The organism is Sphingobium sp. DN12 (assembly GCF_051058005.1).
In the GTDB taxonomy this organism is placed as follows: Bacteria; Pseudomonadota; Alphaproteobacteria; order Sphingomonadales; family Sphingomonadaceae; genus Sphingobium; species Sphingobium yanoikuyae.
Genome location: NZ_CP173717.1, coordinates 1832375 through 1847436 on the forward strand (window position 1 = coordinate 1832375; position 15062 = coordinate 1847436).

General features: G+C 65.9%; 11 protein-coding genes. 7 read left to right on the forward strand and 4 right to left on the reverse strand.

What is annotated here, in order from left to right:
- Window positions 1–41 precede the first annotated feature (41 nt).
- Complete coding sequence (locus ACI6S0_RS08660) at window positions 42–1121, reverse strand: alpha/beta fold hydrolase (RefSeq protein ID WP_434405538.1); 1080 nt, start codon at window positions 1119–1121, stop codon at window positions 42–44.
- Between the two features lie 105 nt (window positions 1122–1226).
- On the opposite strand from ACI6S0_RS08660, the gene ACI6S0_RS08665 reads away from it, so the two are divergent.
- Window positions 1227–2780, forward strand: coding sequence for a S10 family peptidase (locus ACI6S0_RS08665; RefSeq protein ID WP_434405539.1), 1554 nt, complete (start codon window positions 1227–1229; stop codon window positions 2778–2780).
- Between the two features lie 42 nt (window positions 2781–2822).
- Here the strand turns inward: ACI6S0_RS08665 and ACI6S0_RS08670 are convergent, their stop codons facing one another.
- Window positions 2823–4298 (reverse strand): amidohydrolase family protein, encoded by a 1476-nt coding sequence (locus ACI6S0_RS08670; protein ID WP_434405540.1) that lies wholly within the window; start codon window positions 4296–4298, stop codon window positions 2823–2825.
- A 294-nt stretch (window positions 4299–4592) separates the two neighbouring features.
- Here ACI6S0_RS08670 and ACI6S0_RS08675 point away from each other — a divergent pair, with 294 nt between their 5' ends.
- The 3 genes from ACI6S0_RS08675 (at window position 4593) to ACI6S0_RS08685 (ending at window position 9240) form a co-directional block, all read left to right on the forward strand.
- Window positions 4593–7520, forward strand: coding sequence for a TonB-dependent receptor domain-containing protein (locus tag ACI6S0_RS08675; RefSeq protein ID WP_434405541.1), 2928 nt, complete (start codon window positions 4593–4595; stop codon window positions 7518–7520).
- Between the two features lie 73 nt (window positions 7521–7593).
- Complete coding sequence (locus tag ACI6S0_RS08680; protein ID WP_434405542.1) at window positions 7594–8838, forward strand: amidohydrolase family protein; 1245 nt, start codon at window positions 7594–7596, stop codon at window positions 8836–8838.
- A gap of 21 nt (window positions 8839–8859) precedes the next feature.
- Window positions 8860–9240, forward strand: coding sequence for an amidohydrolase family protein (locus tag ACI6S0_RS08685; RefSeq protein ID WP_434405543.1), 381 nt, complete (start codon window positions 8860–8862; stop codon window positions 9238–9240).
- 126 nt (window positions 9241–9366) lie between these two features.
- Here ACI6S0_RS08685 and hutC read toward each other — a convergent pair whose 3' ends face one another.
- Window positions 9367–10077: a histidine utilization repressor gene (hutC, locus tag ACI6S0_RS08690; RefSeq protein ID WP_434405544.1), complete on the reverse strand. Its 711-nt coding sequence runs from the start codon at window positions 10075–10077 to the stop codon at window positions 9367–9369.
- Window positions 10074–11429 (reverse strand): formimidoylglutamate deiminase, encoded by a 1356-nt coding sequence (locus ACI6S0_RS08695; RefSeq protein WP_434405545.1) that lies wholly within the window; start codon window positions 11427–11429, stop codon window positions 10074–10076. The genes hutC and ACI6S0_RS08695 overlap by 4 nt, the downstream gene beginning before the upstream one ends.
- Window positions 11430–11525: 96 nt before the next feature.
- On the opposite strand from ACI6S0_RS08695, the gene hutI reads away from it, so the two are divergent.
- From hutI to hutG, 3 genes are read left to right on the forward strand one after another with little or no spacing between them, the layout of a single operon-like run.
- Entirely contained in the window at window positions 11526–12725 is a 1200-nt protein-coding gene (gene hutI, locus ACI6S0_RS08700) for an imidazolonepropionase (RefSeq protein ID WP_434405914.1), read from the forward strand.
- Window positions 12722–14251: a histidine ammonia-lyase gene (hutH, locus tag ACI6S0_RS08705; protein WP_434405546.1), complete on the forward strand. Its 1530-nt coding sequence runs from the start codon at window positions 12722–12724 to the stop codon at window positions 14249–14251. The genes hutI and hutH overlap by 4 nt, the downstream gene beginning before the upstream one ends.
- Window positions 14248–15060 (forward strand): N-formylglutamate deformylase, encoded by an 813-nt coding sequence (hutG, locus tag ACI6S0_RS08710; RefSeq protein ID WP_434405547.1) that lies wholly within the window; start codon window positions 14248–14250, stop codon window positions 15058–15060. The genes hutH and hutG overlap by 4 nt, the downstream gene beginning before the upstream one ends.
- Window positions 15061–15062: the final 2 nt, after the last annotated feature.

Here is a 15062-nt window from a genome sequence, read left to right on the forward strand (position 1 = left end):
AGCGGGCTGGAGCCGCCATGCGCCGACAGGCGCATCAAGGATCAGCTGCGCGCCAGCAGCGCGACCAGTTCATCCTTCCAGAATTTCGCCCAGGTGTGGGTGCTGTGCCCCCGCGTCTCGGGCGAATAGGGGATCAGCTTGTAGCGGGTGGTCTTCAGCCGTTTGGCTGCCGTTTCGGCCATGCCCATTTCCGGCGGATTGATGAAATCGTCGGAGGAATTGATCCACGTCATCGGCGCACTGATCTTCTCCAGATCGGCGGACGGATCATAATCGCGCGAGGAATCGAGCTGATAGAGATAATCATTGGCGTCGCGGCTGGCGATGTCGCGATCGAACCGTTCCTTCCAATAGGCATCGACCGCGTCGCGCGTGGGGAATTGCACCTGCATGTACCAAGCGGCGGCACCGGCAATCTGCGACAGGCTGGACGCGGTGCGCAGACCGAGCAGCGGCTGCGCCGTGTAATTGCCATCCTGCCAGGCCGGATCGGCGCGGATGCCGTCCATCGCCGCCTTGCGCCACATCCGGTTGCGCCCGGCGATCGGCGCTGCCTGGCACGCCATCGGCATCAGCGCACTGGCAAAGCCGGGATGCTTTTCGCCCCAGACGAAGATGTGCATGCAGCCCATCGAGGTGCCGAAGGTCAGCCGCAGATGATCGACCTTCAGCCCGTCGACCAGCATGCGGCGCTGCGCCTCGACCATGTCGTCATAATCATAATGGGGAAAGGCCATGCGCAGGCCGTCGCTGGGCTTGGAGGAATCGCCATGGCCGATATTGTCGGGCAGGATGATGAAATAGCGGCGCACGTCGAGCGGCTGGCCGGGGCCATACAGCTCGTCGGCAAATTGCGGTTGCAGGAATTGCGCGCCTGATCCGCCGGTGCCGTGCAGGATCATCACCGCATTGTCGATCCGCCCCTTGGCGTCGCGATGCGGCGTGCCGATGGTGCGATAATGCATCCGCAGTTCCGGCAGTTTCTCGCCTGAACGAAAGGCGAAATCGCGGATGACATGGTCGCCCTGCTTGACCTGCGCGGCATCGAAGCCCTGCGCCAGTGCCGGCGTGGCGAGCAGCAGTGCGGCAGCGGCGGCGAGCCGGGGCCATCGGTTCTTCATGTTTTGGTCCTCCCTTGGAACTTTACGAAGATGACGCATATGCGCATTTGACAGATTTGGTATACGATGTACGGTTCGCCGCAAATGAAGGCAACAGGCAGAGTCATGATCCCGAAAAACATCGCATATTCCGCCCTTCCCCTGCTGCTGGCGGCACTGGCTGCGCCGTCGATCGCCGCCGACAAGCCCGCTCCGGCGGAGAAGGAAGAGACGAAGAAGGACGATAGCGCCGTCGCCCCGGTCGAGGAACAGGCGATGCCCAGCCGCGCGTCGGTGACCGTCGCCGGCAAGCTGATCCACTATAGCGCCACGCCCGGCACGCTGACGATCCGCAACGATGCCGGCGAGCCGATCGCGAGCATGTTCTACACCGCCTATGTCGCCGATCGGGCCAAGGGCGCGAAGGAACGCCCCGTCACCTTCCTGTTCAACGGCGGTCCGGGTTCGTCGACCATGTGGCTGCACATCGGCTCCTTTGGCCCCGTCCGTGTGGATACGCCGACGCCCGACACCGCCCGTCCCGCGCCCTTCGCCATCGGCCCCAATCCCGACAGCCTGATCGACCGCAGCGACCTGGTCTTCATCGACGCGATCGGCACCGGCCTGTCGCGCCCGCTCGGCAAGGCGCAGGGCAAGGATTTCTGGGGCGTCGATCCGGACATCGATGCCTTTGCCAGCGCCATCCAGCGCTATCTGACGATCAACAATCGCTGGAACGCGCCCAAATTCCTGCTCGGCGAAAGCTATGGCACGCTGCGCGCCGCGGGCCTGGTCAACACGTTGCAGGAACGCGGCGTGCAGATGAACGGCGTGGTGCTGCTGTCGTCGATCCTGAACTATGGCATCCGCAATCCGGGCTATGACCAGATCAACGTCACCTATCTGCCCAGCTATGCGGCGACCGCCTGGTATCATAACCGCCTGCCCAATCGTCCGGCGACGCTGGAGCCGTTCCTGAGCGAGGTGCGCGCCTTTGCCCTAGGGCCCTATCTGTCCGCGCTGGCCAAGGGCGACGACCTGCCCGATGGCGAGCGCGATGCGATCGCCACCCAGCTCGCCGCCTATACCGGCCTGTCCAAGGGCTTCATCCTGCAGAACAAGCTGCGCGTCGATCTCGGCCGGTTCCGCAAGGAGCTGATGCGCGACAGCAGCCGCACCGTCGGCCGGCTGGATTCCCGCTTCGTCGGCATCGATGTCGATGACAGCGCCGCCGATCCCGAATTTGACGCGGCCGACACCTCGATCAGCGGCGCCTATATCGCGGCGCTCAATTCCTATCTGTTCGGCACGCTGGGCTACAAGACGCCGCTCAGTTACCGCCCGAATTTCTACAAGGAGATCAGCCCGGCCTGGGACCAGCGCCATCGCGCGCCGGGCGGCGGCGGCCGGCCAATGCCGGCGGCCGACACCGCGCTGGACCTGGCCCGCGCGATGCGCACCAACAGTCATCTCAAAGTGCTGTCGCTCAACGGCTATTATGACATGGCGACGCCCTTTGCCGGCGCCGAATATGATCTGAAGCACATGCAGCTCGACAAGGCGCTGCAGGCCAATATCAGCTATCGCTATTATGAATCCGGGCACATGATCTACATCCACCCGGAGTCCATGAAGGGCCTCCGCCGCGACCTGCTGGCCTTCTACGACAGCGCCATGTGAGCCATCGGCGCCGCGTCCATGATGATGCGGCGCCGCTTATGCTCAGCGCTTATCCGTGACCATGAACAGGTGCGTCTGCGGCAGGGCCTGAAGATCGACCTCCTTGCCCGCAACGAACAGCCGGCCGAGGCGGCGGATATTATGGATGTCGGCTAGCGGATCGGCATCGAGCAATAGCAGGTCGGCGATCTTGCCCGGCTCCACCGTGCCCAGATCCTGGAGCCGGCCGGCCGCCCGCGCGCCGTTGCGGGTTGCCGCGACGATCGCCTGCATCGGCGTCATGCCCAGTTCCACCAGCCCCTCGATCGCCAACAGGCTCCCCTCGCCCGGCTCCTGCTCCGGCGATTTGGGGCTGCGGCGAAATTCGGGCGCATCACCCAGATAATTGTCGGTCGCGATCGTGACGGGGCATCCGGCCGCGACCAGCCGCTCGGCATTGCGCCGCTCGATCTCCGCATCGTCGCCGCGCATCGTCGCCCGACGGCGCAATTCGGTGCTGGTCAGCGCCGGCGGCATCTGCGCAATGTCCGCCACCGCTCTGGCGCGCCGGGCAATCTGCTTCTGCCGCACCGCGCCGGTGACCATGTTGGACCGCATCGCGCACAACGTCCCCTTTGACAGGATCAGGGCGATCAGATCGTCGGGATAGTCGCGGCTCAATATCTCGGGATGCTGGATCAGGTCGATCCCCGCCTCGACCGCCAGGCGCAGCCCTTCCGAACTGGTGGCATGGGTTTCGGCCATCTTGCCGCGCTTGTGCGCCTCCGCCACGATCACCGCCTGCTGGCGCGGCGAAAAACCGATCAGCGAGGGCATCATGAAATGGCTGGTGCCGCCATATTTGAGGAAATCGACGCCCCGATCGAGATAGGCGCTGACGGCGGCGCGCAATTGTTCCGGCGTCATGTCCATCAGTTCCTCGCCCATGCCCTGGGCCAGCATGTCGTTCCACTGTTCCTGGAACAGGGTCAGGTCGCGATCGCCGGTCAGTGAATAGGTCAGCGAAAATGGCCCGCCCCAGCCCAATATATTGCCCGCCACCAGCATGCGCGCGCCGATCGCCTGGCCGCTGGCGATCCGGTCGCGCACCGCCAGCAGCGGCGGCAGCACGCCATAGCTGTCACGCATGGTGGTGACGCCCGCGCGCAACTGGCGCTGGGCAAATTCGAGCGCCAGTTCCTCGTTCCGGTCGGCATAGCGCGATGAGGTGTCGCGGCGGGCCGGGTTGCCATAGACGGTTGCGTGAACATTGGAGTCGATGAAGCCGGGCAGCAGATAGCGGCCGCGACCATCGACCTGCCTGGCCGAAGCCGGCGCCTTCAGCTTTGCGCCGATCGCTGCGATGCGCCCATCCGCAACGAGCACGTCCTGCCCCGCCTTTGCTGCGGCCCCGGTGCCGTCGATGACGGTTACGTCGCGTATCCAGATTGTGTCAGCCGCAACAATATCGGGCCGGAACAGTCCCAGAGCCGCGCCCGACAGCAGCAGGGCGCGAACAATTTTTCTATTTATTTTCATAATACTAACTCCACGTTCGACGCTTTTCGCCGGCGACTGCGGACTGACATTTAACTGCAATCTTGACAGCCTCCTGCAGCCTCAGCATGATTAAAGTATACGATATCCAATATACATTGAAGCGGTCAAAGAGCCGCAAAGACAGAGAGAGGAGCTGAACACCCGTCCGGGGGACCGTCAGGCGGTCCGGTACGCAGGAGCCGACATCGGCGCAGCATCCCACATTGCTGCGCATGCAAAATCATAATCTGTGTCGAATGAATTGAATCCTAGCGATTACAAGGGGATAGACCAATGATGACGATCCGACCGGCGGGCCTGTACGGCCGCCGCAATGCCTTTCTGTTGCTGTCGACCATCCTGGCCGGCGGCGGCTTTGGTTCGGTCGCCCATGCCCAGGAGGCACAGGAACACATACAGCCGCCCACCGACATCATCGTCACCGGGTCGCGCCTGGTCCGCACCGATCTGACCGCGCCCAGCCCGATTTCGGTCATGGGCAGCGAGGATGTGAAGCTGTCGGGCAACGTCACGCTGGAAAAGACCCTGAACCAGATGCCGCAGCTGGCATCGGGCAACACCTCCACCGTCAATAATGGCGGCGGGTCGGGCGTGCTGACCGCCAATCTGCGCGGTCTGGGCAACACCCGCACGCTGGTGCTGGTCAATGGCCGCCGCTTCATCCCCGCCGATTCCAGCGGCAATGTCGACCTTGCCTCCATTCCCGACGCCCTGATCAAGCGGGTCGAGATCATCACCGGCGGCGCGTCGGCGGTCTATGGCTCCGATGCGATCGCCGGCGCGGTCAACTTCATCCTCGACGACAAGTTCGAGGGCGTCGAAGCCAGCGCCCAATATGGCATCAGCGACCGCGGCGACGCCGAATCGAAGAAGCTCGACCTGACGTTCGGCACCAGCACCGCCGATGGCCGGGGCAATGTCACCCTGTCGGGCAGCTGGACGCGCCAGTCGTCGATCACCCAAAATGATCGTGGTTTCAGCCGCACGCCGCTGGGCGAAGTCAACGGCCAGCTGGTCTATTCGGGTTCGGGCAGCATCCCCGGCACCCGCGTCCCGCTGAGCGCCGCGCAGCGCGCCGCGCTGACCGGCGTCAACCTGACTCCCGGTGGCAGCTGCACCTCGGTCACCGGCATTCGCTTCGGCGAGAATGGCACCGTCCTGCCCTATTGCCAGCCCGAAGATACCTACAACTACGCGCCCTATAATCTGCTGCAGCGCCCGCTCGATCGCTTCAACGTCGCCGCCAACGCCCATTATGAGGTGGCCGACAAGATCACTGCCTATGCCGAGGCCTATTTCGTCAACGCCAAGAATGACATGATCCTGGCGCCCGACAGCTTCACCCCGCTGACGCCCGGCGCCGCCTCCTCGACATTGCTGATCCCCAATTATGCCAGCAACCCGGTGCTGCCCGAAAGCCTGCGCCAGTTCTTCACCAACAATGCCGCCATCTTCGACACCAATGGCGACGGCACGGCGGAAATCGTCGGCGGCGGCCGCCGCGCGGACGAACTGGGCACCCGCAACTATCGCTACGAACGGCAATCCTACCAGATCACCACCGGCCTGCGCGGTGATGTGTCGCTGCTGGGCAGCGACTGGAAGTGGGACGCCTTCTACCAATATATGCGCAACCGCACCGACACCCGGAACGAGGGCCTGATTTCGCAGACCCGGCTGTCGATGGGTCTGGACGCGGTCATCGACTCCTCCGGCAATGTCGTCTGTCGCAACCAGTCGCTGGGCTGCGTCCCCGTGTCGATCCTGGGCCTCAATTCGATCAGCCAGGAAGCCGGCGCCTTCCTGACCCCGGTGCGCGAAAGCCATGACATATTCACCCGCCAGGTCGCGGGCGCCAGCATCGCCGGCACCCTGTTCGAACTGCCGGCCGGCCCGGTTTCGGTCGCGCTGGGCGCCGAATATCGCAAGGACAAATACACGTTCAGCCCCAGCCCGCTCGACCTGGCCAATGAATATGGCGCGGTGTCGCAAAAGGCGCTGGCCGGTGCCTATGACGTCAAGGAACTGTTCGGCGAACTGCGCATCCCGATCCTGGCGGACATGCCCTTCTTCGACACACTCGCAATCGAGGGGGCGGCCCGCTATTCGGATTACAGCTCGGTCGGGAAGGTCTTCACCTGGAAGCTGGGCGGCGAATATGCCCCGGTCAGCTGGATCCGCATCCGCGGCGCCTATAATAGCGCGATCCGCGCGCCCAATATCGCCGAACTCTATACGGCGGTGACCCGCGGCTATTCCAGCGGCACCGATCCCTGCGCCATCCCGACCTCGGGCGGCGACAATCGCAGCGACGCGCTCAAGAATTTCTGCGTCGCCACTGGCGTACCGGCCGGCGAGATCGCCAACTTCACCCAGGCGACGCTGGGCCTCAACCAGGACAGCGGCGGCAATCCGAACCTGCGCGAGGAAAAGTCGAAGACCTACACGATCGGCGCGGTCATCTCGCCTCCCTTCATCCCGCGCCTCAACATCACGGTCGATTATTTCAACGTGAAGGTCGACGACGCGATCATGACCGTCAACGCGCAGCAGACGATGAACGACTGCTACACGATGATGGATGCCGGCAGCGCCACCTGCCGGGCGATCACGCGCCTGGGCAATGGCCAGCTCGACTATGTCAGCGTGTCGAGCAACAATATCGGCTCGCTCAAGGTCAACGGTATCGACGCGCAGGTCGATTATCGCGTGCCGCTGCCCGGTGCGCTGTCGCTGGGCGACGATGCCAGCCTGTCGCTGCAGGCGATCGCCAGCTGGCTGTTCGAGCGCACGACGCAGGTGCTCGCCACCTCCGCCCCGCAGGATTGCGCCGGCTATTATGGTGCGGGCTGTTCGGTCGGCACCGGCGGCTTCATCACCCCGGACTTCAAGCTGAACCTGGGTGCCACCTATGCCAGCGGCCCGCTGAGCTTCCGCCTGCAGGGCCGGATGATCGGCGATCTGAAGCTCTATCCGACCGCGACCAATGTAGTGAAGTCGGTGGACCCGGTCTGGTATCTCGACACCAGCTTCTCGATCGACGCGACGGAGACCTTCTCCTTCTTCGGCGGCGTCAACAACCTGCTCGATCGCCAGCCGCCGATCCTGGGCACGACGCTGGTCGGCGACGCCAATACCGACGTGTCGCTCTATGACACGCTGGGTCGCCGCTACTTCGTCGGCGCGCGGATGAAGTTCTGATCCGACGAGCAGGCGGGCCGGGACAGTGATGCTCCGGCCCGCCTTTCACAACAGCGATAGAGGAGAGCGTCGCATGGCCGTCCGGTCCCGTCCCATTCTCGCCCTGGCGGCGCTGCTCCTGAGCGGCAGCGCGCTCGCGGCGCCCGAAGCATCCAATGCGCCGGCAGCAAAGGCGGCCGATCCCATTCCCGCCCGCAACCAGGGCGTGGGGCCGTTCCAGCGCACGGTGCTGCGCCATGTCTATATGATCGACGGCACCGGCGCGCCGGCGCAGGGGCCGTTCGACATCGTCCTGTCGAACGACCGCATCGCCGAAATCAAGTCGATCGGCGCGCCCGGCGCGATCAATCCGGCGCTGCGCGCCGCGCCCGGCGACCATGAGATCGACCTGGCCGGCGCCTATGTCATGCCTGGCTTCGTCGATGCCCATGTCCATCTTCATTCGCTGAGCGACGCGCAGAAAGTGCCGTCCGACTATATTCTCAAGCTCTGGATGGCGCATGGCATCACCTCCGTCCGCGACCTGGGCAGCGGCCATCCGATCGAATGGCTGGCCGAGATCAAGGCCCGCAGTGCCCGCAACGAGATCGTCGCCCCACGCATCGACATCTATCCGATGTTCCACCAGATACGCGGCCCGGTGAACGATGCCGCCACCGCCCGCGCTGTGATCCAGGAAGCCAAGAAGCGCGGCGCCGACGGCATCAAGTTCATCGGCGGCGCGCCGGAGGACGTGCTCTACGCCGCACTCGACGAGACGAAGAAGCTCGGCCTGCACAGCACCATGCACCATGCCCAGCAACTGGTCGCCTATGCCAATGTGCTGGGCACGTCGGGCGCGGGTCTGGAAAGCATGGAACATTGGTATGGCCTGCCCGAGGCGATGTTCACCGACCAGCGTATCCAAGCCTTCCCCACCGACTTCATCAACAATGACGAACAGATGCGCTTCGGCGAGGCCGGGCGGCTGTGGGCGCAGGCGGCCGAGCCGGGATCGGACCAGTGGAACAAGGTGATGGACAGGCTGCTGGAACGCGGTTTCACCCTGGACCCCACCTTCACCGCCTATCTCACCAGCCGGGACTTCATGCGGATGAGCCGGGCGCAATGGCATGCCGACTACACCCTGCCGGCGCTGTGGGACTATTATCGCCCGAGCCGCACCAATCATGGCGCCTATTGGTTCGACTGGACCACCGAGCATGAAATGGCGTGGAAGGACAATTATCGCCGCTGGATGCGGTTCGTGAACGACTACAAGAACCGTGGCGGCCGCGTCACCGTGGGCAGCGATTCCGGCTATATCTACAATCTCTAAGGCTTCGGCTATATCCAGGAGATGGAATTGCTGCGCGAGGCGGGGTTCAGCCCGCTGGAGGTGATCCACGCCGCGACGCAGGAAGGCGCCCGGCTGCTCGGCCATGAGGACCAGATCGGCACCATCCGCGTCGGCCGCAAGGCGGATCTTGTCGTCATCAAGGGCAACCCGCTGGCCAATATGAAATTGCTGTTCGGCACCGGATCGATCAGGCTCAATGACGCGACCGGCAAGGTCGATCGGGTCGGCGGCGTCGATTACACGATCAAGGACGGCATCATCTATGATGCAAAGGCATTGCGCGCTGAAGTCCGCGCCATGGTCGCCCGGCAGAAGGCCGAGCGCGGCATGCAGCCGGGCATCATGACGATCGAGAATGCGGAGGCCTCTACGCTACCATGAGGTCTTCGCAGCGACAGGCAGATGGCGGCCTTTGAGGCCTGACCGGAGCCTGTCGATGGGCGCTCTTTCCCGTTGCCGACAGCCCTTGTCAGCCGCAGGGAAGAGCGCCGATTTGCCTTTGCCCCGTCAACCGCCCGCCGGCCCGAAGCGGGCCACCATGTCATAGGCGTCGGCCAGGAAGACCTGGCGGACATAGGTGATCGGATCGCCGCCGCGCCAGGTATGGCGCTCGACGCACAGGCAGGGCGCACCGGGCGCGATGCCGAGCTGGGCGGCCTCCTCCCGCGTCGCCCCCACGGCCGAAATCCGGTTCTCCGCCTCGGTCCAGGGCACATGCTGCAGCAGCCAGGTGCCCGGCGAGATGCTGTCGAAATCGCCATCGACGATCGCTGGCACGGCGCGGGTCGCGATCAGGCGATGTTCCACCGCGAGCGGCCGATCATCGGCGCAATGAATGCCATCCAGTTCCAGCAGTTGCGCGCCATTGGCCAGCGCCGCTTCCTCGTCGCGCCCCGCAATCGGGCCGCGCACCTGCCGCCGGGTCAGGCGATAGCTGTGCCGCTGGCCGCGCTCGCCGATCTGGACGGCAAGGTCCGGGATATCCAGCACCATCGAATGGACGCGCGGCCGGGCGACGAAGCTGCCCGCCTTCTTGCGCCGCTCGACCAGGCCAGCCGATTGCAGCGCCGACAGCGCCTTGTTCACGGTCATGCGCGAACAGCCATGGGCCTGCATCAACTCCTGCTCGGTCGGCAGCCGGTCGCCCGGCGCCAGCGTGCCGGCCAGGATGCGGGCCTCGAAATCGGCGCGAATCTTCTCGTGTAGCGGCTGTTTCACGCGGTCAGTTTCTCCAGCGTCCGGCGATAACGGGTGGCGATAGCGTCGCGGGCGCGATGCCGCCCGCCGCTTACCATCTGCACGCCCCGGCGCCAGACCGTATCGATGGCCTCGCGCCCGGCGCCGAAGATCAGCCCGTCGAGCAGGCGCTCGGCCGGGCGATGGGCCAAGGACGGCTGTGCGAGGTCCAGCGTGACAAAGTCGGCCGAGGCGCCGAGACGCAACCCGGACGGGACGCCCAGCGCCTGCCCGCCGCCTGCCACCGCCGCACGGTAGAGGTGATCGCCCGTCGACAGGCCCGCTTCGCGCGCCAGCACGTTGCGCTGCTGGAGGCCAAGGCGCTGACCATATTCAAGCAGGCGCAATTCCTCGGTCGCATCGATGCGGACATTGGAATCGCTGCCAACGCCATAGACGCCGCCGGCGTCGAGGAAGGGTTTAGCCGGGAAGACGCCGTCGCCCAGATTGGCTTCCGTGATCGGGCAGAGACCCGCCACCGCGCCGCTGGCCGCCATTGCCCGTGCTTCGTCCTCGGTCATGTGCGTCGCATGGACCAGGCACCAGCGCTTGCTGACCGGCGCATGATCGAGCAGCCACTCGACCGGCCGCTGGCCGCTCCAGGCGATGCAGTCGGCCACTTCCTTCTGCTGCTCGGCGATATGGATATGGACCGGATTATGACCCGCGATCCGGGCCAGCAGCGCCAGTTCGTCGGGTGCGACCGCGCGCAGGCTGTGCGGCGCCACGCCGACCACGGCATCGGGCAGATCGCGTGCGCCCATGATCGCGGCCTCGCGCAGCCGGGCAAAGCCATCGAGATCGTTGATGAAGCGCCGCTGGCCCGTGCTCGGTGGCTGCGCGCCGAAGCCCGACCATGCGTAGAAGACCGGCAACAGCGTCAGGCCGATGCCGCTTTCCGCCGCCGCCGCCATGATCGCCAGGCTGGTTTCGGCCGGGTTTGCATAGGGCGCGCCGTCCGGGGCGTGATGCAGATAGTGAAATTCGCCAACGCGGGTGAAGCCGCCTTCCAGCATCTCGACATAGGCCAGCGCCGCGATCGCCGCGATATCGTCCGGGGTCATGCGATCGACGAAGCGATACATGAGGTCGCGCCAGGTCCAGAAACTGTCGCCCGCCGGGCCGCGCACCTCGGTCAGCCCCGCCATCGCCCGCTGGAAGGCGTGACTGTGCAGATTGGGCAGACCCGGCAGCGCGACGGCGTGACGTATATCCTTGGCCTGCGGCGCGGCGCCTTGCTCGATCGACGCGATCGTGCCGTCATCCAGCACCATCCGGACGTCCCGCGCCCACCCCTCCGGCAGCAAAACATGGTCGAAAAACAGGGACGTCATGGACTGCAAATCTCCCGGACCGATATAATGTCTATACATTAAATATCGAATCATGCAATCTGGGCGGGAGGCCGTGAAGGGAGGCTGGCGATGACGATGATATGCGACCGACTTTGGACCAATGCCCGGCTGGCGACGATGGCGGGCGATGGGATCGGCGCGATCGAGGACGGCGTGATCGCCGCGCGCGACGGCCGCATCACCTATGCTGGCTCGCGTGCCGATGCCCCTGCCTTCGCCCCCACCGAAACGATCGACTGTGCCGGCCGCTGGATCACGCCGGGCCTAGTCGACTGCCACACCCATCTGGTCCATGGCGGCGATCGCGCCGCAGAGTTCGAACTGCGCCTGGCCGGCGCCTCCTATGAGGAGATTGCCCGCGCCGGCGGCGGCATCGTCTCGACCATGCGCGCCACCCGCGCAGCGAGCGAGGCGGACCTGGTCGCCAGCGCCCTGCCCCGGCTCGACGCGCTGATCGCCGAAGGCGCCACCACGGTCGAGGTGAAGTCCGGCTATGGCCTTGATCCCGTCTCCGAACTGCGGATGCTGCGCGCCGCGCGCCAGCTGGGCCGCGAACGGCCGGTGCGGATCATCACGACCTTCCTCGGTGCCCACGCCCTGCCGCCCGAATATGCCGGCGATGCCGACGCCTATATCGCGATGCTGTGCGACGACCTGTTGCCCGCCGTCGCCGCCGAAGGGCTGGCGGACGCGGTCGACGCCTTTTGCGAGGGGATCGGCTTTTCGCCGGCGCAGACCGACCGGCTGTTCAGCGCCGCGCGCGCGCTCGGCCTGCCGGTGAAGCTCCATGCCGAACAGCTTTCCAACCTGCATGGCGCCGCGCTCGCCGCCAGCCATGGCGCACTGTCGGCCGATCATCTGGAATATCTGGACGAAGACGGCATCGCCGCCATGGCCCGCGCCGGCACGGTCGCGACCTTGCTGCCCGGCGCTTATTATTTCGTGCGCGAGACGAAGCTGCCGCCGATCGACGGGCTGCGCCGTGCCGGCGTGCCGATCGCGCTGGCGACCGACTGCAACCCCGGCACCTCGCCGCTCACCTCGCTGCTGCTGGTGATGAACATGGGCGCGACCCTGTTCCGCCTGACCGTCGACGAATGCCTGGCGGGCGTCACCCGCAATGCCGCGCGCGCGTTGGGTCTATCCGACGAAATCGGCACACTGGAGGTCGGCAAAAGCTGCGACCTTGCCATCTGGGACATAGAGCGCCCCGCCGAACTGGTTTATCGCATGGGGTATAACCCGCTCCATGCCCGCATCTGGAGTGGTCAATGAACGCTATCATCCTCGTCCCCGGCGAAGCCTCGCTGGCCGACTGGCGCGCCATCTATCGCGGCGCGACGGCCGGGCTTGATGGTGCATCCGCGCCGCGCATTGCGCAAAGCGCGGCGGCGGTGGCGCGCATCCTGGCGAAGGGCGAGCCGGTCTATGGTATTAACACCGGCTTCGGCAAGCTGGCGAGCGTGCGGATCGGCGACGAAGACCTCGCCACGCTCCAGCGCAATATCGTGCTGAGCCATGCCGCCGGCACCGGTGCCCCCTCCCCCGTGCCGGTCATCCGCCTGATGATGGCGCTGAAGCTCGCCAGCCTGGGCCAGGGCGCGTCGGGCGTGCAGCCGCAGACTGTCGCCCTGCTGGAGGCGATGCTGGTTCAGGGGCTGACGCCGGTGGTGCCGGCCCAGGGGTCGGTCGGCGCCAGCGGCGATCTGGCGCCCTTGTCGCACATGGCCGCCGCGATGATCGGCGTCGGCGACATCATGCTGGGCGAAGAGCGCCTGCCCGCCGCCGAGGCGCTGGCCCGTGCCGGCCTCGCTCCGCTGGAGCTTGGCCCCAAGGAAGGGCTGGCGCTGCTCAACGGCACCCAATTCTCGACCGCTAACGCGCTCGCCGGCCTGTTCGAGGCGGAGACGCTGTTCCAGTCCGCGCTCGTCACCGGCGCGCTCTCGACCGAAGCGGCCAAGGGCTCCGACACCCCCTTCGATCCGCGCATCCACGCGCTGCGCCGCCATGCCGGGCAGATCGAGACGGCCGATGCGCTGCGCGGCCTGATGGCAGGCAGCGCCATCCGCGCGAGCCATCTGAAGGGCGATGAACGCGTGCAGGATCCCTATTGCCTGCGCTGCCAGCCGCAGGTGATGGGCGCCGCGCTCGACCTGCTGCGTCAGGCAGCGACCACGCTCGGCATCGAGGCCAATGGCGTGTCGGACAATCCGCTGATCTTCCCGGAAAGCGACGAGGCGCTGTCAGGCGGCAATTTTCATGCCGAGCCGGTCGCCTTCGCCGCCGACATGATCGCACTCGCCATCTGCGAGATCGGATCGATCGCCGAGCGCCGCATCGCCATGCTGGTCGACCCGGCGCTGTCGGGCCTGCCCGCTTTCCTGACGCCGAAACCCGGCCTCAATTCGGGCTTCATGATCCCGCAGGTGACCGCCGCCGCTTTGGTCTCGGAGAATAAGCAGCGCGCCTATCCGGCCAGCGTGGATTCGATCCCGACCAGCGCCAATCAGGAGGATCATGTCTCCATGGCCGCCCATGGCGCGCGCCGCCTGCTCGACATGGCGGAAAATGCGACCGCAGTGATCGGCATCGAATTGCTGGCGGCGGTGCAGGGCATGGACTTCCACGCCCCGCTCACCTCCAGTACTGCATTGGAAGCGGCGCGCGCCTGCGTCCGCAAGTCGGTGCCGCACCTGACCGACGACCGCCATTTCCACCCGGATATGGAGGCAGCCAACCGCATCGTCCGATCGGGCGCGCTGGTGGCGGCCGCTGGTCACGCCCTGCCGGTGCTGGGATGAGCGACTGGCTCGACATCCGGCGGGGCGAGGCGGCGCTGATCGTCGCCTTCCCGCATACAGGAACCGATCTCGCCGATGTCGGCGACGGCTTCCGCTCGCCCTGGATCGCCCGCGCCGATGCCGACTGGTGGGTGGACCAGCTTTACGCCTTCGCTTGCGATCTGGGCGCGACGACGATCCGCACCGCCATTTCGCGCAGCGTCATCGACGTCAATCGCGATCCTTCCGGCGCCTCGCTCTATCCGGGACAGGCAACGACCGAACTCTGCCCGACGACCGATTTCGACGGCGCGCCGCTCTATGCCGGCGCCGTCCCCGACGCGGCCGAGATCGACCGGCGGCGGGCCAGCTGGTTCACACCCTATCATGCCGCACTGCAGGCCGAGATCGACCGGCTGCGCGCCCGGCATGACCGGGTCGTCGTCTACGACGCCCATTCGATCCGCAGCATTGTGCCACGCCTGTTCGACGGCGCATTGCCGCAGTTCAACATCGGCACCAATTTCGGCACGACCTGTTCGCCGGACCTCACCGCCGAAGTCGCCCGCCTCTGCGCGGCAAGCGGCATGAGCCATGTCGTCGATGGCCGCTTCCGTGGTGGCTGGACCACGCGCCATTATGGCCGCCCCGAACAGGGCGTGCATGCGATCCAGATGGAACTGGCGATGCGCGGCTATCTCCAAGAACCGGCCGAGCGGACCGAGGCCAGTTGGCCGCCGCCGCTCGACCCGGACCATGCCGCGCCGCTGACCGCCACCCTCACCGCCATCTTGAAGGCCTGCCTCGCCTTCACCCGCCAGGAAGGCTGATC